This is a genomic window from Endozoicomonas sp. SESOKO1 (genome assembly GCF_024606265.1).
GTDB lineage: Bacteria > Pseudomonadota > Gammaproteobacteria > Pseudomonadales > Endozoicomonadaceae > Endozoicomonas.
In genome coordinates, this window is sequence record NZ_JAHHPP010000053.1 from 1 (window position 1) to 22,136 (window position 22,136).

At 49.0% G+C, this 22,136-nt stretch carries 16 protein-coding genes; 6 read left to right on the forward strand and 10 right to left on the reverse strand.

Annotated features, from left to right (window positions below):
- Together KDK13_RS19115 and KDK13_RS03165 are read right to left on the reverse strand one after the other, a co-directional pair.
- Nucleotides 1-62, reverse strand: a 62-nt coding sequence (locus KDK13_RS19115; protein ID WP_373692199.1) for a helix-turn-helix domain-containing protein, incomplete at its 3' end; no start/stop codon positions are given.
- A gap of 215 nt (nucleotides 63-277) precedes the next feature.
- On the reverse strand, nucleotides 278-2,578 hold the full coding sequence (locus KDK13_RS03165; protein WP_257283410.1) for a hypothetical protein: 2,301 nt from the start codon (nucleotides 2,576-2,578) through the stop codon (nucleotides 278-280).
- A 494-nt stretch (nucleotides 2,579-3,072) separates the two neighbouring features.
- On the opposite strand from KDK13_RS03165, the gene KDK13_RS03170 reads away from it, so the two are divergent.
- A complete protein-coding gene (locus KDK13_RS03170) occupies nucleotides 3,073-3,480 on the forward strand; it encodes a hemerythrin domain-containing protein (protein WP_257283412.1) in 408 nt (135 codons plus the stop codon).
- 49 nt (nucleotides 3,481-3,529) lie between these two features.
- Here the strand turns inward: KDK13_RS03170 and KDK13_RS03175 are convergent, their stop codons facing one another.
- From KDK13_RS03175 to KDK13_RS03200, 6 genes are all read right to left on the reverse strand, one after another.
- The gene (locus KDK13_RS03175) at nucleotides 3,530-4,333 is read right to left on the reverse strand and encodes an undecaprenyl-diphosphate phosphatase (protein WP_257283413.1); all 804 of its coding nucleotides are present in this window, start codon (nucleotides 4,331-4,333) and stop codon (nucleotides 3,530-3,532) included.
- Between the two features lie 18 nt (nucleotides 4,334-4,351).
- Entirely contained in the window at nucleotides 4,352-5,023 is a 672-nt protein-coding gene (gene tsaB, locus KDK13_RS03180; protein WP_257283414.1) for a tRNA (adenosine(37)-N6)-threonylcarbamoyltransferase complex dimerization subunit type 1 TsaB, read from the reverse strand.
- A 38-nt stretch (nucleotides 5,024-5,061) separates the two neighbouring features.
- On the reverse strand, nucleotides 5,062-5,712 hold the full coding sequence (adk, locus tag KDK13_RS03185) for an adenylate kinase (RefSeq protein ID WP_257283416.1): 651 nt from the start codon (nucleotides 5,710-5,712) through the stop codon (nucleotides 5,062-5,064).
- 218 nt (nucleotides 5,713-5,930) lie between these two features.
- Nucleotides 5,931-7,052, reverse strand: coding sequence for a beta-ketoacyl-ACP synthase III (locus tag KDK13_RS03190; RefSeq protein ID WP_257283417.1), 1,122 nt, complete (start codon nucleotides 7,050-7,052; stop codon nucleotides 5,931-5,933).
- A gap of 160 nt (nucleotides 7,053-7,212) precedes the next feature.
- Nucleotides 7,213-7,446 carry a tautomerase family protein gene (locus KDK13_RS03195; protein ID WP_257283418.1) on the reverse strand — a complete coding sequence of 78 codons (234 nt, stop codon included), beginning with the start codon at nucleotides 7,444-7,446 and terminating at the stop codon, nucleotides 7,213-7,215.
- A 240-nt stretch (nucleotides 7,447-7,686) separates the two neighbouring features.
- Nucleotides 7,687-9,135 (reverse strand): oligopeptide:H+ symporter, encoded by a 1,449-nt coding sequence (locus KDK13_RS03200; RefSeq protein ID WP_257283420.1) that lies wholly within the window; start codon nucleotides 9,133-9,135, stop codon nucleotides 7,687-7,689.
- Nucleotides 9,136-9,404: 269 nt separating this feature from the next.
- Between KDK13_RS03200 and KDK13_RS03205 the strand changes: the two genes are divergently transcribed.
- Nucleotides 9,405-12,680 (forward strand): hypothetical protein, encoded by a 3,276-nt coding sequence (locus tag KDK13_RS03205; protein WP_257283421.1) that lies wholly within the window; start codon nucleotides 9,405-9,407, stop codon nucleotides 12,678-12,680.
- A 124-nt stretch (nucleotides 12,681-12,804) separates the two neighbouring features.
- On the opposite strand, the gene ppc is transcribed toward KDK13_RS03205, so the two are convergent.
- A complete protein-coding gene (gene ppc / locus KDK13_RS03210) occupies nucleotides 12,805-15,525 on the reverse strand; it encodes a phosphoenolpyruvate carboxylase (protein WP_257283430.1) in 2,721 nt (906 codons plus the stop codon).
- A gap of 487 nt (nucleotides 15,526-16,012) precedes the next feature.
- Between ppc and KDK13_RS03215 the strand changes: the two genes are divergently transcribed.
- From KDK13_RS03215 to KDK13_RS03225, 3 genes are all read left to right on the forward strand, one after another.
- Nucleotides 16,013-16,711, forward strand: coding sequence for a nucleoside recognition domain-containing protein (locus KDK13_RS03215; protein ID WP_257283423.1), 699 nt, complete (start codon nucleotides 16,013-16,015; stop codon nucleotides 16,709-16,711).
- A 2-nt stretch (nucleotides 16,712-16,713) separates the two neighbouring features.
- Entirely contained in the window at nucleotides 16,714-17,181 is a 468-nt protein-coding gene (locus tag KDK13_RS03220; protein WP_257283424.1) for a YjiG family protein, read from the forward strand.
- Between the two features lie 102 nt (nucleotides 17,182-17,283).
- Nucleotides 17,284-17,559: a YfcZ/YiiS family protein gene (locus tag KDK13_RS03225; protein ID WP_257283426.1), complete on the forward strand. Its 276-nt coding sequence runs from the start codon at nucleotides 17,284-17,286 to the stop codon at nucleotides 17,557-17,559.
- A gap of 102 nt (nucleotides 17,560-17,661) precedes the next feature.
- On the opposite strand, the gene KDK13_RS03230 is transcribed toward KDK13_RS03225, so the two are convergent.
- Nucleotides 17,662-18,036, reverse strand: a complete 375-nt coding sequence (locus KDK13_RS03230) for a divalent metal cation transporter (protein ID WP_257283427.1) — start codon at nucleotides 18,034-18,036, stop codon at nucleotides 17,662-17,664.
- A 415-nt stretch (nucleotides 18,037-18,451) separates the two neighbouring features.
- Between KDK13_RS03230 and KDK13_RS03235 the strand changes: the two genes are divergently transcribed.
- Nucleotides 18,452-22,136, forward strand: a 3,685-nt coding sequence (locus KDK13_RS03235; protein WP_257283428.1) for a hypothetical protein, incomplete at its 3' end; no start/stop codon positions are given.

Below are 22,136 nucleotides of genomic sequence, written 5' to 3' on the forward strand. Positions count from 1 at the left end.
AGCAGTATTTCCTGTTCTGGCGTTGGGTAGAATCTGTACTTATAGGCTTGTTTCGTTTTCATGCTTACCAAAATACCTTGTTTTTGGTAAGTGGCGCTACGAGTTTTCCGCTGTTTCGGAATCAGTCACCACCCCCAGCCTTATCAGGCTGGTCGCTTCCTGGGCGGCCCCATCCATCTCCACCCAAACCTGAAAGGTCGCTTTGCTCCCAATCAGGCTATGGGCGGAGTATTCCGCGAGATCTGATAACTGTTTTGTGACCCTCCCCCCCGGGTTTTCAGATTTTGCCTGGAAACCCGATTTCCCCAGGACAAATATTCGCCATAAACCTTCTGATAACCTGGTCTTCTTCTGCAGGAATCACATTCACCTTTGGCGTGAAAGATAACCGTTGTTTTTCTTTTTTGCGGGCATCCCTGGAGGGGTTCAACCAATTAGCCAAAGAACGCATCTGTTCATCACAATGTTTATCAAGATTCCGATACACATACGCCAGAGAACTTAAATAAGCAGCCACATTGAGGCCTGCGGGTGAGCCAGGGGTAATTTCAGGATGGGCCTTAAGTCTATCCAGACCAGTTTCGACGTTGCCATAAATATTAACCGGTATAAAGCTTTTAACTTCAGGAAAGTGACGCTCCAGACACTGACGCAAACCTTTCAGGAGTAGCTCAGCGGCTTTTTGTTCATCACCAATAAGATGAAACCCCCAACCAGCAGAATGAAGAATCCATATATCCCTGGGAAAAACCTGACAGGCTTCCCGGGAAAGGCTCTCGACAGCATCCCGGTATTTGTGCGGAAGATGATAATAATCCAAAAACATTTCATTAAGTTCTCTCCAGTAATCCCGCCCGTTCTTGCCGCTTCCGGGCTCTGGAGAATCGGTTGCCAAAACCTCAGAAGGCATAACCTGAGCCGTGTCTTTTTGGACTTTTCCTGCTGAACAAGGCCGAGCGGTTGCACAGGATTGAACCGATTCTGTTTTTTCTGCAGGTCGGGAAGAATGTAAAGAAGTTGTATGATTTTCTGCCCCCCGTTTAGCCTTGTTTTTTCTATGGCTTTGGTATTTTTTACTACCAACGGCTTTAGCTTTTGGTTCAACATCAGGCTGAACGGAGCTGGCATCAATCTCATCCTGACCTGACGGGTGATCAACGCCTTTTAAATCATCAATATCATCCTTGTTTGCCATAAGCATATGGCTGGCAGCCTTGTGCTCATAGTACTCTTCCCGCCATTTAATACCTTTGTCCCGATAATAATCAGCAGCGCTCACGCAGGCCCGGACAACAGCATCGTTATCGCCCAACGTTTCCAAACAGAAAATCAATTCTTCAAATACTGGTACTTGATTTACCCCACTGACCAAAGACTGGTAGATACGGCTTGCTGCACCAATAGCACCGGATTTTTCTTCACACTTGGCAAGAATATATTGTTTCAATACTCTCGCAGAAAATATTGTAGGGAAAAAGTAGTCAAAACAGGCAACTAATCTGCGAGCATCCTGAACAGATCTTTCTAAAGCGCAAAAAGTTGCGGAAAGCAAAACCTGCAACAATTCGTATTGCTTCATAAGAATATTATTAATACCTAACTCCGCATGCTGAAACCTCTGAAGACCAATTTTTATTCGGGAAATCAGCATTTCCGGATTAACATCTTTTCCTGTCAGCAAACTGAAATGTAAAGTCTGAATTTTTAATTCATCCCCCGAATTAATTTTTTTCTTCAACTCAAGAAATTCTCTTTCCACTTCAGTTAAATCAGGAAATAGCCGAAAGATTTTTGAAGCAAATTTCACAGGTAGCTCAGGGTTAAAGTATGATGCACAATGCTGACTGCGATCTGGATTCTGGCAACAGTCAACAATATTATGGGTATAATACAGTTCCCAGACCACATACCACATTCGAAAATTTGGTACAATATTCAGATCATCCCTGCTGAGTAAAAATTTATAGATCAGCTCAATGACTTCTCCACACTTATCCCTTACAGCATTGGCAAATGATATTTCACCATCATTACAATGATCGTTTACCACTTTATGTATAATGAAAAACATACATTGTATAAAAAAATAATGATTGTGAAAGTCAGACAATATCTCCAGAATACAAGTAACATCTTGTTGCCTTATTTTTTTTCCACGGTCTATATCAGAAGAGACTTGTACTGTAAGACGCCCCAGTTCTCTCAACTTTTGGTCATTTTCAGAATTTAATTCACTCTTCTTTTTTCTCAGTTGAGACACTGTCATTTTTTTTCTGGAAACAGGACCCAGTTTATCATCATTAAAAGCTGGACCTTTTTCCATAACACGCATAGCTTTTACAAGGAGAAGATATTCCTGAGACCTGGCATCAAAAAAAACCGAACTGTAACTTGAAGAACCGAGGTAATTATCAGTGAATTTTGGCTCTACAGTGCGCCTGGAAAGACTATCAGGCACAGTAGCTTGAGCTGGACCCCGTTTGCTTTGTGAAAGAGTGTCAGGTGTTTCAGACTTGTTAATCCCGGCACCTGGGGATGTAGATTCAAAATGGAACAAATTATATTCTGAGGGAATCATAATAATTCATCAGGTTGGCTTTTCATCAGCATTGTTGAACACAACGCACTGGCCAATAATCGCATTTAAAAACAGATTTTGCAGATTCAGTGATAGTTCAGTCTACACGTATTTGACAATAAGTGGTGGCGTTTGTTTACACCCAGCAATTATCGTTACTAACCATTACATTTTTCCCGCTCCGAATTTCACCAAAAATGATCTGGATCAATTTTGGTTTTCCAGGAGGTAGCAGCTGGCCTGGCTGTGACTTACCGTTCGGAAATCGTGGCCAGCTGCACTTAATACGGTAATGGCATTGCCCTTGGCACCATTGTCACCGTTTTGGCCAACCTGATTCTTCCCGGCCAACGCATGGCGGTTGAAGGTGAGTTGGAATATGAGCAAAAAGCCGAGCCAGCCATGCAAAACGGTTAATAATTAATGGTTTGAGACATAGATGGTAATTACGTCCTAAACTATAAGAAACCATCATGTTCAAGGAGCGAACATCCATGTCTCAGTTAATTCAGGAATTCAAAAGCGAACATCTGCAAATCAGTGACTTACTTCTACAGGCACGGGAAGTGGGCGTGGATAACCAGCATGGCCGGGATTTGATACTGTCCGCCAAAAAGATGCTGCTGGCCCATCTGAACAAAGAAGACAAATATCTGTATCCGGTATTGCGGGAAGCCGCCGAGAAAGATGAAAGCCTGAAGTCCACCCTGACCGATTATGCGCTGGATATGGACAAGATCTCTGCCGACGTGATGGTTTTTTTCGCCTTGTATGAAAATGGCGATAATACCGCCGAAAACTTTCAGCAGGACTGCAACAATATCATCAAGGCATTGACCAAGCGAATTAACAAGGAAGAGGCGGTTCTCTACAAGACTTACGACAGAATCAAGGAAGCCTGATGCCGCCAGCCCAGGATCGGCTGGCCCTCAGCCGATCACCTGGAACTCTCTAGAAAAAAACAAATCCAAGCAGCACCACACCCAGCACCATCCGGTAGATAACAAACGGCATCAGCCCGATACGGTTGATAAATGCCAGAAAGAAATGCACACAGAGCCAGGCACTGACCGCCGACACCAGGGTTCCGAGTGATAATGTCTGCCAGTCCACGGGCACCGTGCTTTCTGCCAGATCCAGCAGCAACAGGCTACCGGCACCCAGAATCACGGGAATTGACAGCAGGAACGAGAACCGGGCCGCCGCATCACGGGTAAAACCCATCATTAACGCGGCAGTCATGGTAATGCCAGAACGGGATGTGCCCGGTATCAGTGCCAGCGCCTGGGCAAAGCCAATCAGCATTGCCTGCCGGAAAGACATCTGCTCCAGGGGTTGAATTCGCTTACCTTTAAGGTCTGCCCACCCCAGCAAGGCACCAAAAATCAAGGTGGTCCCCGCAATTACCGCAACGGTGCGCATGGCCTCATCCAGCCCCATTTTTTTCAGGGCCAGGCCAAATACCACCGCTGGCAATGTGGCAAAAATCAGATACCAGCCAAGACGGCTATTGACTGTAGCGCCCTTCCCAACCAGTGAACCCAGCCAGTCCCGGGCAATGGCAAAAAGGTCTTTCCAGAAATAGGCAATCACGGCAGCCAGCGTACCAATGTGCACAGCAACGTCAAATGCCAGCCCCTGGTCTGTCCAGCCAAGCAGCTGGGCTGGCAAAATCAGGTGGCCCGAGCTGGAGATGGGAAGAAATTCAGTAATACCCTGGATCAGCGCCAGGATAATGGTCTGTAGAGTGTCCATAATGATTCGTCCGTGTGCTTAACGTTCTGATTTTTTCAGGGCCACCTTATCCCGGAGATAGACCGGCATGGCCTGCTCCGCTGGCAGCCCCTTACCCTGTCTAAAGTCGGCAGCAGCCAGCAGGGCTATATCCCGGGCCTGGGGCCAGGCTTCAACCTGACAATCAACCACGTTGGCAGACAATCGATTTCTGAAGGTCCAGCCAGTTCCCATCCCGAACCAGTACCCTTCCATCACGGGTACCACGACATTCTCTGGCACGGTCACTATTTCCGCAGCAACCGGCACCATTAAGCCATCCGATTCGGAAAACGCGCCCCAATAGACTTCATCCATTCTGGCATCGATGGCACTCAATACTTTTGATGCCCTGTGTACCCTGAGTCCCTGCTGAGCCAGAGCAGCCAGCGTCGAGACCGCAACCACCGGAAGATCAACCGCAAAGGCAAGCCCCTGAACCATGGCAGTAGCCACCCTGAGGCCGGTAAATGCTCCGGGCCCCCGGCCAAAGGCCAGGGCATCCAGCTGCTTAAGGCTTAAGCCGACCTGAGCCAGAATGGCTTCAACCATTGGCAGCAGATCACGGCTGTGTCGCCGGGGGGTCAGCTCGAAGCGTTCGATCACTTCGCCATCAAGGTTAAGGGCGACCGAACAGGCTTCCGTCGAGGTATCAAGGGCAAGCAGTTTCATGAAGGTGAGTCTTTACGTTATGGTGAGCGTCAGCAACATCAGGCAATTACGGGCTTCAGCGCGTCCAGCACCTGCCGCTTGATGTCCTCAACAGAGCCAACACCTTCAATGCGGCTGTAAAGGGTATCTCCACCCATCTGCTGATAGAACTCAACCAATGGTGCCGTCTGGTCATGATAGACACCCAGACGCTTGCGCACGGTCTCTTCTTCATCGTCTGCACGCTGAACCAGGGCTTCACCCGTTACATCATCCTTGCCCTCCTGTTTGGGCGGATTGAATACCACATGGTAGGTACGGCCACTTTCCGGGTGTACGCGACGGCCACTCATGCGCTTGACGATTTCTTCATCTTCAACAGCGATTTCCACAACGTGGTCGATGGCAACACCGGCATCACGCAGGGCTTCTGACTGGGGAATGGTGCGCGGGAACCCGTCAAACAAAAAACCGTTGGCGCAATCACTCTCGGCAATACGCTCTTTGACCAGGGCAATAATGATGTCATCAGAAACCAGTGCCCCGGAATCCATGACGGCCTTGACCTTTTTGCCCAGCTCAGTGCCGTTTTTGATGGCAGAGCGCAGCATATCCCCGGTAGAGATCTGGGGGATACCGTACGCTTCCATAATAAATTGGGCCTGAGTCCCTTTACCGGCGCCCGGTGCACCCAGCAGAATAATGCGCATGAAAAACTCCTGTTGCCAGCCATCCGTTCCCTGCAGAAAGAGATCGTATCAAGTAGCTAACCATATGAAATCATATGGCCAGCTACTTATGAGACATCGTCTGGCCTGGAATATTTGACAAAATTATCGAAAGGCGAACAAGGATATACAGCCAGAAGCCCGGTGACAAGTTTGGACTTGTCACCGGGCATTGGAGAGTATTCTAACCAATATGGGGATTACTGCTTTTCAACCACCACACTTCCGATGGAGTAACCGGCTCCGAACGAGCAAATAACACCTTTATCTCCGGATTTCAGATCCAGCGAGTGTTTATGAAAGGCAATGATCGAACCGGCTGAACTGGTATTAGCGTACTCATTAAGAATCACCGGCGCTTCCTGAGGCTCTGGCTCGCGCCCCAGCAGCTTGCGCGCCACCAATTGATTCATGGTCAAATTTGCCTGATGCAGCCATAAACGCCGCAAATCACCGGGGGTAAGCGCCAGAGACTCAAGGTGTCCGGAGATATGCTTCACCACCTGGGGGCAGACTTCTTTAAAGACCTTCCGGCCATTCTGGACAAATAGTTTGTCAGGCTGGCCAACACCCGCGTCATCGGCACGATTCAAAAAACCAAAGTTGTTGCGAATGTTATTGGAAAATTGTGTCCACAAATGACAACCGAGTACCCGGTAGCCGTCTTTCCGCCGGGCAACGTCTTCACTCTCAAGCAATACGGCAGTACAGGCATCACCGAAAATAAAGTGACTGTCCCGGTCGCGGAAGTTCAAATGACCGGAACAAATTTCCGGATTGACCATCAATACCCGTTTTGCCGACCCACTGCGAATAGCATCGACGGCAGATTTGATACCAAACGTGGCCGAAGAACAGGCGACGTTCATGTCATAACCATAACCACCACCACCGAGAAACTGCTGAATTTCAACAGCAATGGCCGGGTAAGGGCGCTGCATATTGGAACAGGCGACAATAACCATATCCACATCAGCCGGGGCTACCTGAGCCTGGGCAAGTGCTCCCCTGGCGGCATGGAGTGCCATTTCACACTGGACAGAGAGATCCTCATTGGCACGTTCCGGAATTCGTGGAACCATTCTCTGCGGATCAAGAATGCCCTCCCGGTTAACCACGTACCGGTTAACGATTCCGGAGGCTTTTTCAATAAACTCACTGCTACTGCGGGCCAGTGGTTCCCGTTCCCCTGCGGCAATGGCCTCTTTATTGTTTTCATTCTCCCGGTCGACCCAGGCATTGAATGCATTGACCAGCTCATCATTGCTGATGGCCCCCGCCGGGGTATATAACCCGGTACCACTGATCACTACTTCCGGCACAATCACTCCAGCACATGCTTATTATCTTGTATTTTTTGCATCTTAAAGCAGGGTAATTACCAAGGGAACCTATATGAAACCGACCCGATGAAATTATCCTTTCCGGCTCATTGTTCGGGCACTGGGCTTTGTGATCGTTTGATCGTTGGTGCGAATAAAATCAGGGCTTGCCGGCTCCCCGCTTCTGTCTTGATGCCTCCAGCTCCGGATTATTATCACCAAGACTCCAGTTTCCAGGCTCCTGTTCTTCAATGACAACCCAGACTGCCTGCTGAAAACGATCTTCACCACCTGCAGCAACCTCCACCAGCAGCTCAGAGATTCCATCCATCACCTCCTGCTTCTGGATTTCATTAAACAGCCCCTTGACCGTTTTCACAGAAACAAACGGCATAAACTCACACCTCACAGTAAATTCCGACTTTCAAAGATTAGCCCATTTTCACCACAATAAAGCGGTGGAAGGGCTGGAGATAATTCTACAGACGCTACCCGCTACCCGTCGCCCGCTCCCCGAAAAAGCTGGAACCACTTGTGCTTTTGCGGGCAACGGGCGCCGGGCAACGGGCGGCGGCATTTTCCCAGTCTGAATAAAATGATGAAGTTATTCCGGGACAATTCCTCAACCAGCCACCTAATCCATTATCATCCGGTTTAACCAGTGTGCCGACAGCAACATAACGACCGATACCGCCAGGGAAAACAGCCCCATATCCGTAAAGAACCCACTATAGACAGGCAACGTGTCGACGGCCGAAGTAAGATCATCCATTTCCAGGGCGGTCAGGCTCGCCACATACCCGGCAATGACCGATGCGGCGGAGCTGGTCAAAAACCAGATCCCCATAATAAAGCCGTGCAGACGCTCGGGTACCAGTTGCGCCACCATCGCCAGCCCCAGGCCACTGATCAGCAACTCACCCATGGACTGAAAGAAATAACTCAATACCATCCAGCCAGAAGAGACCATCCCCTGTTGATTGGCAAAATTGGCCGCTAATGGAAACACCAGAAAACTGACCGAGGTAAACATCATCCCCAGGGCAAACTTAAGGGGCATGCTGGGGCCACCGCCATGCAGCTCGGTTCGATTATATATCCAGGCCATAAACGGACTGGCCACCATAATCCAGAACGGGTTCAATGACTGGAAGGTCACAGGGTTAATGGTGATACCCAGAATCACTGGGTCAACATTGTTGATGGCAAAAAAGTTGAGCGACGTGGGCATCTGCATATACATCACAAAGAACACTACCGCCTGGAGCATCAGAATCAGGGCCACCAGCATTCTCCGCTGTTCCTGGCCCCGGGCAGACACGATCTCTTTCAGAAACATCAGCAACGCGGCAGTACTCACCAGTGCCAGTAAAATATTGGCCATTAACAGGTAATGCAAAATCCACGCACTGATGCCACAGGCAACAATAGTGCCTGAGTAAAGCAAGATCCGGGTTTTCCAGGCTACGGGACGAAAGTCCGGCCCTGAACCGATATCACCAATCCAGTGGCGCATAAAGAAATAATTACTCACGGCCACAAACAAGCCTATGGCACTGGCCATAAAACCGGCTCCCCAGCCCAGGTACTGGGCAATATAGGGCACCAGTGTCATGGAGAAAAAAGAGCCAATATTGATGGACATGTAATAGAGCGTAAAAGCACCGTCCAACCGGTTATCCTCTTCGCCATAGCATTTTGCCAGCAGGCTGGACGGGTTGGCCTTGAATAGCCCATTGCCAACGGCAATAAAGCCAAGGGCCACATAAACGATCGTCTGCTGATGACCGGCCAGGGCCATGATCAGGTAGCCGACCATCATCACCAGAGCGCCAAGTACCATCGTACGTTTGGTACCAAAAATGTTATCCCCGACAAACCCGCCGATACAGACAAACCCGAAAACCAGGGCACTGAAAGCACCAAAGGTAATAAATGCGTGGTCTTCCTCCATGCCCAGCTGGCGGACCAGGTACAGTGTCAGCAACGCCTGAAGGCCGTAATAACCAAAGCGCTCCCATAACTCGATAAAAAAAATCAGGTAAAAAGGTTTGGGTTGGTTCAGGATACTGAATTGCGACATAACAGCTCCGGATCAGGTTCAGGAAGCACACTTCGCCACATTACGGGTGAGGATGAAAAAGAGAGAGAGTAAGGTTTCAGGGCTGTTGAAACCTACTGAAAGAATATGAGATCAGCCCAGTATAGCCCGATATGGTGTAAATCACCTGTGACAAAGAAGAAACATCCAGACCATTAAAATCACGGGACGGAGGGGGAACTTTTTAAGGTTTATCCAATCCAACCGTCCAAGGAGAACTGAAAAATATAATAACAGGAGTAGAAAATCTTATGACCTCCATTTCAACAGTTGACCACCCAACGCCCGGTGCATGCCCTGCCCCTGATCCTGTCAGCCTGTTTAACGATGGCAGATTGATGTTAAGGGCTGTTGATGCACGCAAGGGCAAATGGCACGGCTGGGAAACAAAGCCGGTCACGGTGTTGAGTCCCCGATGCAGAAACCCTTTATCTGAAGATCTTGAAAAAAAATCGGGATTCCTTGCAAGACCATGGGTAGTCACCATGTTGCGACCCGTGGATGCTGTTAAGTTAGTATGGGCCTATAAAAGAGATGCCTGGACGGATGATAAGGGCGATTGTCAGTCTTCATTCACACAGCACAAACCGTTAAAAAAAATCACTGACCTGACAACGTTTGATACCAAAATGGAGGAAATGCATCGCAAAAGCATCTTTCGACTCACCACCTCCGGACGTATTGACAGCTCCGGTTATCTGCTGCATCAGTCATCCCAAAGAAAAAACACCGACAAAACCTACCCGGAGGTTATTTGTCAACTTAATTTTGGCCTGATGCACTGCGGATATCTTCTCGATTTTACCAGAGAATCAACATTTGAGCGGGTTGCCGGGATGATGCAGAACATCTTGCTGCTCGAACTGGAAGACAATGCCAGCGGCCATGAGGAATTTCGTCAACCTGTGCAGCTGTCGGTGTTCGATAGAGAACGGGGGGCGCTATTCCCGCCGTTAAAACTGCAACGCCATGAAGTCGAGGCGATTTCAGCGAACGCCAGGGCATTCTCTGAATACGCACATGCCATGGGCCAGGATATCACACTGTTTAAAGTACTGTCCCAGTCCGGTGGTGATCGTTTTCTGCAGCTACTCATCCATATTCCGGACAGTGTCAAAGCCGTTGCAGAAACAGAAAAAAATCTTGATCAGATAAAAATATTAACCACTCCCGAGCTATTGAAATCATCTAGTCTGCCTGAATTACTGGCAGCTATAGAACATGCCCGGTTACTTAACGTCAATTTACCCGTTCGGTTCCTGACAGATATCGTTTACACAAGAACTATCTATCGGTTTGAAATTGCAGAATTCAAAGACCTGAAGAAATATTTCTGCCAGGAGATGGATTTACTACCCGCGGATCGCTTGCAACAGCTTGAATCGATGTTTGCCAGGCAGGCGGTGCTCTGCAGAAAGGCATTAACTAACAGATTATTCGTCCCAATATTATTAAACGGTAATACCAGAGCCGGCTACAATCCATTAGTCACCTGCCTTCTGATTGCCCATGGCACCAGGATCAATTTTCAAAACGACACCAATCAAGGATTTGAAATTCTCTGCCTGTTAATGGCAGCCCGGTATTTTTGCCAAAAGCATTGGTTGACCGGGAATGAAGTCAGGATCATCCGCCACGAGATACTGTGGCAGCTGCTCTGTAGCGAAACGACTCTTACGGTAAATCACTTCGTCGGGATAAATTTGGGGCAAATGGCTCCCCCTGAAAAAACACTGAATAACTTTAATACGCTTATCGGCAATCTGAAAACGCTGTTAGCCGGACAATCGGCAGCTACTGCCAACTGGGCTGAAGATCAGTGCCGGGAACTGATCGGCAAAGAAATATTTGACCGTTTTTATCTGTACAATCAGGCTAATGGACAAAAACTGCAGGACTATCTGCAAAGTGGCCTATCGCCACAGCGATTTAATGATGAACAGTTAATGGACCATATTCGCTACATGACCACGATCCCGTTGCCAGAGGAAGAACTCGGCAGCCCTATAGAGTTTTGTCAGAAACTTTACCGGGTAAATGATTTCTGTGTTATCCGGTTGCCTGACAAAGAAGCTGGCCAGAGTGAATGGCTGAATGAATTTCTGACCACTCCGCCCACCTTTGTGCAAAGTGAGCTTGACCGTATTGGCCACTATGCTGCCATCACCCGGATAGCGGGTCGGCATTACTACCAGAACCCCCATCCCAACAAAGCAAAATTCATACTGGCAGGGGGCGCAGGCATAAAAACCGCTTTCCGCAAAGTTCACGGTCTGGATCACGCCCTGCGCACACAACTGGCAACCGAGTTTATCACCGAGGTATTGCCTCGCTTTCATCCTCCATTCAAGGAACTGGTGAAAAGTCAGCCCCTGTTGCCAGAATTACTGTCCATTGCCGAGCTATACCACGATGCGGTTGCCGAAGACGAGCATAAAGATGTAGAAGAGCGGCGTGCCGCTGAGCTGTTCCAGCGTGATATGCAGGGTTTGCACCGATACCCGGATGAGCTGATTGATTTAGTGGCCAGGGCACTGAAAAACAAAAACAGTAACAAGATGCAACCGGTCACGGCCCCTTTCACCAGTGACCAACAGTGCCCGGCGGAGGAATTACTGCTTCGTCAGGTGCTGCGCTTTGGTGATACCGTCGATATCCTCCGGGTCATACCCAGCCGGGCCGATTTTCCCACAATCCGACTGACACCAGGTGCTACCGAGCCTGAGAATAACCACCACTTTAACCCTGAAGCCATTGAGCTACTTGGTGTGGTTAATAACCCGGAGTTTACCCTGTTGATCCAGGCCGCCCTGCTGAGTTTCAGGAACCTGGCCTGCATCACCGGGGGATGGCATCACGAAGATACCAATCCGTTCACCACGAAATACCAGTTGCCGGTGGATAACGATCAACGGCGACTGCTTATTGAACAGGCCTCGGACCCACAGCTTTGCCTGCGTGAAAATCTGGATGACCTGGTCCGCCTGGCGATGGCAGAAAAAGCGGGCATCAGTCCCTGCCTGAATGATCACCCCAAACGCTCGGACAACCCGCCCATGCCCGATTGCTGGGATCCGCAAACCGGCTCAGCGGGTGTTTATCGAAAACTGCACAATGAGCAGGAACTGCGGCAGATTGCGTTACCTCAAAACATGACCCTGGCAGAAAAAATTGTTGTTGCTGCTGATGAACTGAACGGTGATCTGGATAACACAGCGTCATGGCTATCCCCTGACATCCGCAACAGTATGCAGTCAGAGATTGCCCGGTTGCAGCAAAACGGTATACGACCGGCCATCGGTACGCCATCGCAATCTGAGCTTGAGCAAATATTCCGGCAACCAGAATGTCCAGGCGCACGGATACTCAATGAACGGGGCCTTGCGGTGGTGTCTACTGAGCATGAGGGGAGAACCGTTTATCGGATGAAGCCAAAGTGCACAGGGCTTCAAGTCAAGAGGTGTCACGACGAGTTCGATAATGACGGGGATACAATACCGGCCCTGCCCCTGAGCAGGCTGCCATGATACCTTGACGGTCCTGGCACAGTTGAATTAAAAAGCAAAGAGCGCAACAAGCCTTGCCGTGTTATACAGTTCAGCAGCCCCGGCAAAAAGGCTGCCAAATTGTATACCAGCGGCACTCGCTCAATTAACCGGTATTGCGCATACCGGCGGCAATACCGGCAATGGTGATCATCAGTGCCTGTTCAAGCTCCTCGCCCACTTCAGCATCTTCTCCTGCTATCTTTTCATGGGAGCGAACCCGTTGCAGCAACTCAGCCTGAAGAAAGTTCAGCGGATCCGTGTAAGGGTTACGCAGAGCAATGGCCTCTTTGATCTGCGGTTGTGATGACATCAGTTCATCCCCTTCCTTGAGATCCAGCAGCACTTCAATGGCAGACGACAGCATAAGTCTGAGTTTTTCGCCCAGATAGCACAGATGCTCGGGTACCAGCTGATCTTCATAATATTTGGCCAGCTGCGCATCGGTCTTCATGAAGACCATCTCCAGCATTTCCAGACGAGCCTTGAAGAAAGGCCAGTCGGCCATCATCGTTTCCAGCACATCCCGGTTGCCGTTGTTGACCGCATTCTCCAGCGCTTCGCCACAGCCCAGCCAGGTCGGCAACATGAGGCGAATCTGTGTCCAGGCAAAAATCCAGGGAATCGCACGCAGACTTTCCACGCCACCGTTGGGTTTCCTCTTGGCAGGACGGGATCCAAGCGGCAATTTACCCAACTCCATTTCTGGCGTTACTGCCCGGAAGTAAGGCACAAAGTCAGGCTCTTCACGAACAATGCCCCGGTAAACCCCGACGGAGTCCGCTGACAACTGGTCCATCACCTCACGCCATTCCTGCCTTGGCACCGGTGGCGGCAACAGGGTTGCTTCCAGTGTGGCGCTGGCATAAAGCATCAGACTCTGGACGGCCACTTGTGGGAAACCAAACTTGAAGCGGATCATTTCTCCCTGTTCAGTCACCCGCAGGCGGTTATTGACCGAACCGGGAGGCTGGGAAAGAATAGCCGCATGAGCCGGGCCACCACCACGGCCAATGGTACCACCGCGGCCATGGAACAAGGTCAGCCTGACATCAGCCTCAGCGCATACCGCCGTGACCTCTTCCATGGCACGGTACTGTGCCCAGCCAGCCGCCATCCAGCCAGCATCCTTGGCAGAGTCGGAATAACCGATCATGACCATCTGGCCACCATGGCAATAGCCGCGGTACCAGGGTAGTGAAAGCAGGTGACGGATACACTCAGCCGCGTTGTCAAGGTCGTCCAGTGTTTCAAACAGTGGCGCGATGGGCATATCGAAATCCACGCCACACTCTTTCAGCAACAGGGCCACCGCCAGTACATCCGATGGCTGGGTAGCCATGGAAATCACGTAGCAGTTCAATGCCCTGGAGCCCTCGGCAGCTACTACACGACAAGTGTTTAAAACTTCCTGAACTTCAGGCGATGGTGACCACTTATTTGGCCCTTTGGTGTTTGGCCCGTTGGTATTTGGCAAGAGCGGTCTTGGGTTCTGCAGCTCTTTCAGCAGGAAGCTCTGTCTTTCCAGTTCTTCCCAATGCTCATAATCCCCCATACCCAGGGCCTTGGTCAGCTCACTGAATACCTGGGTGTGGCGGCCAGACTCCTGACGGATATCCAGTTTAATCAGGGTCAGGCCAAAGCAGTAAGCCCTTCTCAGGGTATCCAGCAAAGGACCATCGGCAATCACTCCCAGGCCACAATCATGGAGAGACTGGTAACACAACCTTAACGGTTTGATCAGCTCTTCATTATCAAGAATGACACCCGCTGTCGGTGTTAAATAGGCATCCCCGGGTCTGGCCAGACCTCGCTCGCACCATTGACGTGTATGTTTCAGCTTCTCCCGCAACTCTTTTAAAACAGACCAGTAAGGTTCCCGGGAGTCACCCACAAGCGCTCGCAGCTCATCACTGCAATCATTCATGGAAAGCTCACTGATCAATGGTTTCAGATCTCTTAGAAACAGGTCTGCAGCCATCCAGCGGCTGAGCAGCAACACTTCACGGGTCACTTCAGACGTTACAAACGGGTTACCATCCCGGTCACCCCCCATCCAGGAAGAAAAGTGAACGGGTACCGCATCAATCGCCAACCGGTGACCGGTGACCTCCTGAAGGCGCTCATCCATCTGACGGACAAACTGTGGCACCGCATTCCACAGGGAGTGCTCAATGGTGGCAAAGCCACCTTTTGCTTCATCAACCGGCGTGGGTCGCTTACTGCGAAACTCATAGGTATGCCAGGCCTGGGTGATCAACTGGCGAATGCGCTGTTCAATGCGCTGTTTTTCATTCTCACTGAGAGACTGGTTTTCCAGATCATTCAGACACTGGAATACCTGCTCATATTTCTGAATTAATGTACGGCGGGTTACTTCCGTCGGGTGCGCAGTAAGTACCACCTCGACATCCAGTTCAGAGGCTTTCCCTGCGATCTGCTGATCACTGAAACCTTTCTGTTTCAATGTATTGAGCAATTCATGAAAGTGGTCAGGAACACAGTAACTGGTTTCACAGTCCCTGGAAACCAGGTGAAACTGCTCGGCAATATTGGTGAGATTCAGGAAATGGCTGAAAGATCTTACCACAGGTACCAGCTCATCATCAGGCAGGCTGTGCAGAAGGTCCAGCAGTGCCTGCTGTTCATTCACACCGTCATCACCCACTGCGTCATTGCGGGCCGCTTTGGACAATTTGCGAATAGACTCAATTTTATTAAGGAAGGCTTCGCCCTTGTGATCCCGGATGACGTCACCCAGCAAGGTACCCAGCATATTCACATTTCGACGCAGCGACGACGGGTTCTCTATTGGCTTTTCTGACATGGCTATTTGCCTTTCGATGGTATTCCGACCCACTTTGCATGGGTAAGTCGTCATGGTAAGACTGGTCCACGACAATTTACTTTTTAAATGAGTACAACAAGGCGCAGCCTATACCAGAAACACGTAAGAAAAAAGGAAAATCACCTACTCACGAAAAACCCCACATCCTCACAGAAAAACACCCCATTCCCTGTTAACTCCTTCAATATTCATCATTGCAAAACACCGTCGTCTTTATCAGCAAATCGAACGCCGATAGCAAATGTGAGGATTATCAGTACCAGTGAGAAAGGTGCTAATTCCCATACCGCGCCCTCCTGGTATGCTCTGCGTGGGGGACCAACCCGTCTGCTAAGAACCGAAGTCAAAGTACGAAATACTGCGTCTAACCCGGATTCTATCTTGCCCGACAGGCTTATAAGCTCTCAGGGAAGTAAATTTTTTGATCAGATTCCTACAACTCTTGCAAATATCCCGGGGAGAAACAATGAAAACTGATGATCAGGAGAAGGTCTCCATTGGAGCCTATATAGCACTGGCATTCGCTGTCGTGTTCTTTTCCGGACTGCTTAAGTCTAATGAGTGGTACGGTGTCTTTGACTTTACCACCCTTAATGGCAGCTTTGGCAAGCTGATGAAAGACGCTACTGGTGGCATGTCCGCTTTCCGTGGCGTGGGTGGTAACGGTGCCGCCGATGGCTTTTTGTTTGCCCTGGGCCTGGTACCTACGGCCATGTTCGCCCTGGGTATGATCGCGGTGCTTGAGCATTACGGTGCGCTGAAAGCCGCCCGTAAAATGCTGACGCCTCTGCTTCGCCCTTTGATGGGTATTCCTGGTTCTACTGGTCTGGCGATTATCGGCAGTCTGCAGTCCACCGACGTTGGTGCGGGCCTGACAAAATCCCTGGCTGATGAGGGCGAACTGACTGAAAAAGAGAAGGATGTATTTACAGCATTCCAGTTTTCTGGCGGTGCACTGATCGTCAACTTCTTCGGTTCCGGTGCCATTCTGTTCACCCTGACTGATACGGCGGGTACTACGGTTCCCGGTTCTATTGGCCTTGCCCTGGCGGTCATGTTTGTCTTCAAAATCGTCGGCGCCAACATTATGCGCTTCTACCTTAAGGCCATTGACAAGAAATCCGGCAAAAATGCAATCACTGCCACAACTGCGGAGGCTAACTGATCATGAGTGCTGCACCTGAAAGTAAAAAGATGATCACTGACGTCTTTGTTGAAGGCGCCCGTAAAGGCTGGGGCATCGGCATCGGGAGCATTATCCCGAACATCATGATGGCCTTCGTAATCATCAAGATTCTCTCCCTGACCGGTTTTCTGGATGTTCTGGCCACCGTCTTTGGCCCGCTGATGGCGCTGTTTGGCGTACCCGGTGAAGGGGCTGCCGTACTGATGGCGGCAGTGATGTCCATGGGTGGCGCGGTTGGTGTTGCCGTCGGCCTGTTGAATGAAGGTGCCCTGCATGCCCGTGACATTGCCATTCTGGCGCCTGCCATTTACCTGATGGGTTCCACCATTCAATATGCTGGCCGTATTCTTGGCGTTGTCGGTACCGATGGTCGCCGTTACCCGGTCATGTTCGGGATCTGTATCCTGAACTCCCTGATGGCCATGTTTGTCATGAATCTGCTGGTGTGAATCTTTATTCAACGCTATGATCCGGATTCAATAATAAAAAAGCTGGGGACTTCCCCGGCTTTTTTCGTCTGGACGTAAAAATATTGAAAGTAGGTAGCCGCCATGAATGAGAAAGATCCTTACGAAAGCCTGGCCTGCAACTGCGTGGAAGTTGGCACCATCATTAAAGAAGACGATACCGTTCTGACTATCGACCTCTCTGGCGTCAATGCTGAATCCCGATTGGATGCGCTGAAAGAAGAAGCGGCAAAAATCGGCTCCGGTAACTGCAAGATCTCTGCTGAAACCGTTGATGAAAACGGCCAGACAGTGATTCGTGCCATGTTTGAGTTTGACTGCACCGCTGAAAAGCTGATTTTTCAGATGAAGAACGCCTGATTATCCCGCAAATACCCTGGCGAATAGCATCACAATGTTATTCGCTGGCCATCCAACCTGATTGCAACCCTGTTATCATCCGACCGTTGGTTGAAAACTCTTTCACAGGGTCATCATGACAGTAGCAATACCACATACGACAATATAAATACTCAGAATAGTCACCTTTTCCCAAACCGTTAGCGGAAATGAGAAACCAGTATGAATAATCATGAAAAGGGTGATTATTGAGATATAAGCCCAGAATGTCCCAAACCGCTCCTTGATCAACAGCCCATGACCCTTTCCGGTGGTCATCCCAAGCCTGGCGGTCAGCTCCTGCACAAAATACAGTATTGGAATCAATATCACATTCAGCAGCACCAGCCGGTAACCCCACTGGGCTCCTGACTGAGCAGCCGTGACAATAGAACCTGCATCGGTGTCCGCCAGCATAACGGTGATGCCAGGGCCAATAGCCAGAATCAAAGCCGACAATTTGTTGTTCTTTGCACAAAAAACCTCCAGACAAGCATAGGCCGTGTGCTCGGCCCTGAAAAACCCAAGAATCTTTTTTCGATCATCACAGGGCTTTCATGAGAGTTGACGATCTGCTTCAAGAATCTGCAGTGCAAAGTGTTGGCGCATATCAATAATGGTGATGACACTGTGTCTGATGGTCTATGCTGCTATCCAACACAGAATAAGGTATGAACTGAAGAGGCAGTTTAATAGACATTTACCATTCACTATCTAGAGCTGTTCAAAATCACAACAATATGCCTTTGCTGGAAGCTGAATTATTACAAAAAATAATAGCGCCTGATTTATCCGTTAGTCTGCCTGTAAAAATCATAAGACACTGGCCAACACATTGTTCCACATCAACTGACTAATACAAAGGTAACAGGTAATGAATAACCAGATAGCACCAACGTCAGCTGCTTATCCGAATGCCTACACTGCTGATGCCACTCAAAAAGATTTATCCGAACAATCAACCAAAAAGAAATTCCTGTCTTATCAAACAAGTGCCGAGTCAGATGTCCAGAAACTGATTAATAAAAACCAGGCAGAAACCAAGGTTCTGGAAGACAAGATAGAAAATATGCAAAAGAAATTAACTGAATACCTACAGTATCGTGCTCATGATAAACTTTTCATTAAGCCTGCACCTGAAAAAAATCACAGCAATAGCACTGAGACAAACTCCATTGCTAACAAACCACTCACACCATTATCTGAAAACTCCACAACCACCGATGTCAACCCGGAAACCACAGGACTACCGTCTGGCTCAACCACTGGCAGCATGGTCTCATCACCCATCTTATCAACTGCTGACCATACCCGTACTTTCACCCCCTCAATACCAACACATACAACGGTTAGCGACAGTTCAGCAACGGCTACAGCCCAGACGGTAAACACAACTCAGGCGACCAACACAACAAGTCCACTTACACCGACGACTGCCCTGCCGCCACTGGGGGAGTTGCTTTCCGATAGTGTGAAAATCACGTTAATGGCGTCGCTGAGAGACGAGCTGGTGTACTACCAACAACAGCAAAAAAACAGTCTCATGGCAACTGCCGAAAATTCCTGGGGGAATATCACCGGGATAGCTAAGCAGCCCGAAACAATCATCGGTAAACGTCCGGAGGATCCATTGCCGGACATCCGTTACAGTCAGCGGCCACACCCAATGATTGATTTGTCCGAGTTAATATCAGGTATTGAAGCAAGGGTAACAATGTATGAATTATTCAATCTGGTACTCATTGTTTCTTCCTTCATCAGGGCTATTAAAAAATCCTTTCCCGACGACGCCAGGGTTTATAACAATAAACTGAAACAGCTCACTGACCAAATAAAGAGTTATCTCCCGAGCCATGATCAGGATGACACGAAAAGAAAAAGAACCAGAAGAAACCTTACAGAAATGGAAATTGGGAACATTAAATTTAAGTTCGAAAGACTGCTTGATGAATTTGAGAAAGAACCAATGCAGAAAGAGATGAAAAAATTCTTCCAAGGATTCAGGCAAATGCGTGATACCTTCACCAAAGCTCTGTATGAAGTTGATCACATCACTAATGATCCTGAATTCGAAGAGATGTTCGAATGGATGAAAAATAAAGAAACGATTAAGTCAGGGCTGGAAAAGTACAGCCAAGACATTGAAAAGGCTATCAAAGACAAAGGTTTCTACCAAGCTGGCCAAATTACCTTCAAGGTTAATATACTGTACAACAAAATACAGTATATCCGAGAAGGCTACGAATCAGAAAACCCTTATCATGAATTTTTAAAAGAAATCAGGGCGTTAAAAAAAAATCTGGCTAGTGTGCAATCACTGGCCAATACGGCAGCTGCCTCGCTCAATTTGAATAAGATCTTTTGTCAAGCGATTGCTCATGATGCCCTGGCCCTGGCTTACGATAAGAAACTGGGATATTGTTTCGCGGATTTACTGTCCACAGCCATAGCAGGCCAAAATGGGAAGTTCTCAACTTCATTGACTAGTCTGGCAGAGTCAATATTGTTTGGTACCGGTTATACTCGGCTCCCAATCCAGATCAGAATGACCTTGCAGGATGTATTATATCTCAAGACTCCACATTCACTAAAGAATCATCCAGCTTCATTGGGGCTGAATGCTGACAGCTTATATATTGCCCAAGCCTACAAAAAAGCACAAACAGTGAGGAATGCAGTAAATAACGAGCTTAAAATCACATCGCGCAGATTCAATTCAATAAGTGATCTGATCAAGAAACTGCTTCACCAGGTTGATGTTGACAGCCTTGGTACTGAATTGGCCCAGTTTGGGGTTGCACCTGCTTCTGATCATATCTGTTACTTCGCTTTTAGCAAAAGCGACAATGTCTTCAGGCTCACAGTTCAGGATGTTCAAGTCGGTGTGATGACGGTTACTGGTAATGATCTGAATCAGCTACAAAAGAACATACTAAAGGTACTAAAGCGTTTTTCTGATAAACAGAAGATACCACTGGTCCCCCCCAAGGCAGATGCTGTCCCCATTCCAGGCACAGGTTTCTGTGCTCTTACCAAGGATATCCTGAGCCCGTTTGAAAACATTGAGTTTGAAAACCTTGAACTGATCCAGGATTCAGCACTAACTCTTAAAGATATAATGACCCACCGCCCCTACGAACTCGAAGCACTTGACAAGGAAAGAATCAACGCCCTGACGACAAAATACCTTGAAACCGTCAAAAATGCTGCCACCGGGAAACGTCTGCACATCAACCTGAAATCCCTGTCACCACCAGAGTCAGAAACACTGGCAGAAATTAAGCAAATGTCCATGGTTTATCTGATGCGGGAAGTCCTTACCGCCCTGGAAATGTATCCAAATCAAGCTGAATACTCAACCAACATCAGGCTGATGAATGCCCACGCTGTCACCACACTGAATGACATCGCCAAACACTTGCCCTCCGCCCCGAAAAAAACTGCTGATGCCGATGCTCAATCAGTACCACAAGGTGCGGCACAGGCAACCACTAACCTGGACACCATCACTGACGGAGAGCGGTTCAAGCTGGCTGGTGAAAGAGACTTCCGCATGCTTGACCCAGAGCCGGGCGCTAGTGCCGTTGGAGCACAGGCCGGTGCAGCCCAACCCGGCGGTGCCCATGGAGCATCCGAAAGCCAGGGCAGCAGCGGTGTATCCGGTAGTACTATTGGTGGGATAATCGGTGGCGGGATCGGTGCCTTTGCCGGACAGGCTGGCCTGGCATTGTTAGCATTCATGGCCCGCTGCCCCGAATGCCTGTCACAAATGGCCACTGAGGTCACCGAGGATGCCGCAGACAGAATCCTTAACGGGCTATCTCAAAACGCAGGTGAGAACCTCGGGGAGAAAGTTGGAGAAGAATTCGGGGAGAAAGCAGGAGAAAAAGCCGCCAAAGAAACCGGGGAAAAAGGCGGGGAAAAAACCCTTGAAGAGGTCAGCAAGAAAACTGCTAAAAAGGCAGGGAAAACAGGAAGGCAGGCCGTCAGATGCACACGGTCGGTTGGCGGCTGTAACCAGGCAGAAGACGGTGAAGGTGAAGGTGGTGAAGCTGGCGGTGAAGCCGGTGGTGAAGCTGGAGCAGGTGCTGGAGCAGGCGCTGGAGCTGGTGGTGAAGCCGGTGGTGAAGCCGGTGGTGAAGTTGGAGGAGGCATTGGAGCAGGTGGTGTCGCGACAAAAAAAGGAGCCAAAACACTTAAAAAGTTGTACGAGGCCATAAAAAAAGCGATCGAAAAAAAACATAAAAAACACTCTGAAAAGCAAGCTTCCCAAGGCTCAGCAGCAAAACCAAAGCAACCACCAATAGTGCCGGTGATCATTGCAGAAAATGCAGCAAAAAAGGCAATCGATGCAGAGCACACCACGATACAGCCAACAACCAAACCAGCGACGTCATCAAGCACCGGAAACAGCAACAATATAAATGCAGGTATTGCCACTGTTCCAGACGATGCAACCAGTGTTGACCAACCAACAGAGACATTAAAAACTGTAATAACCACTGAGTCATCAACCAGCAGAGAGTCATCAACCAGCAGAGAGTCATCAACCAGCAGAG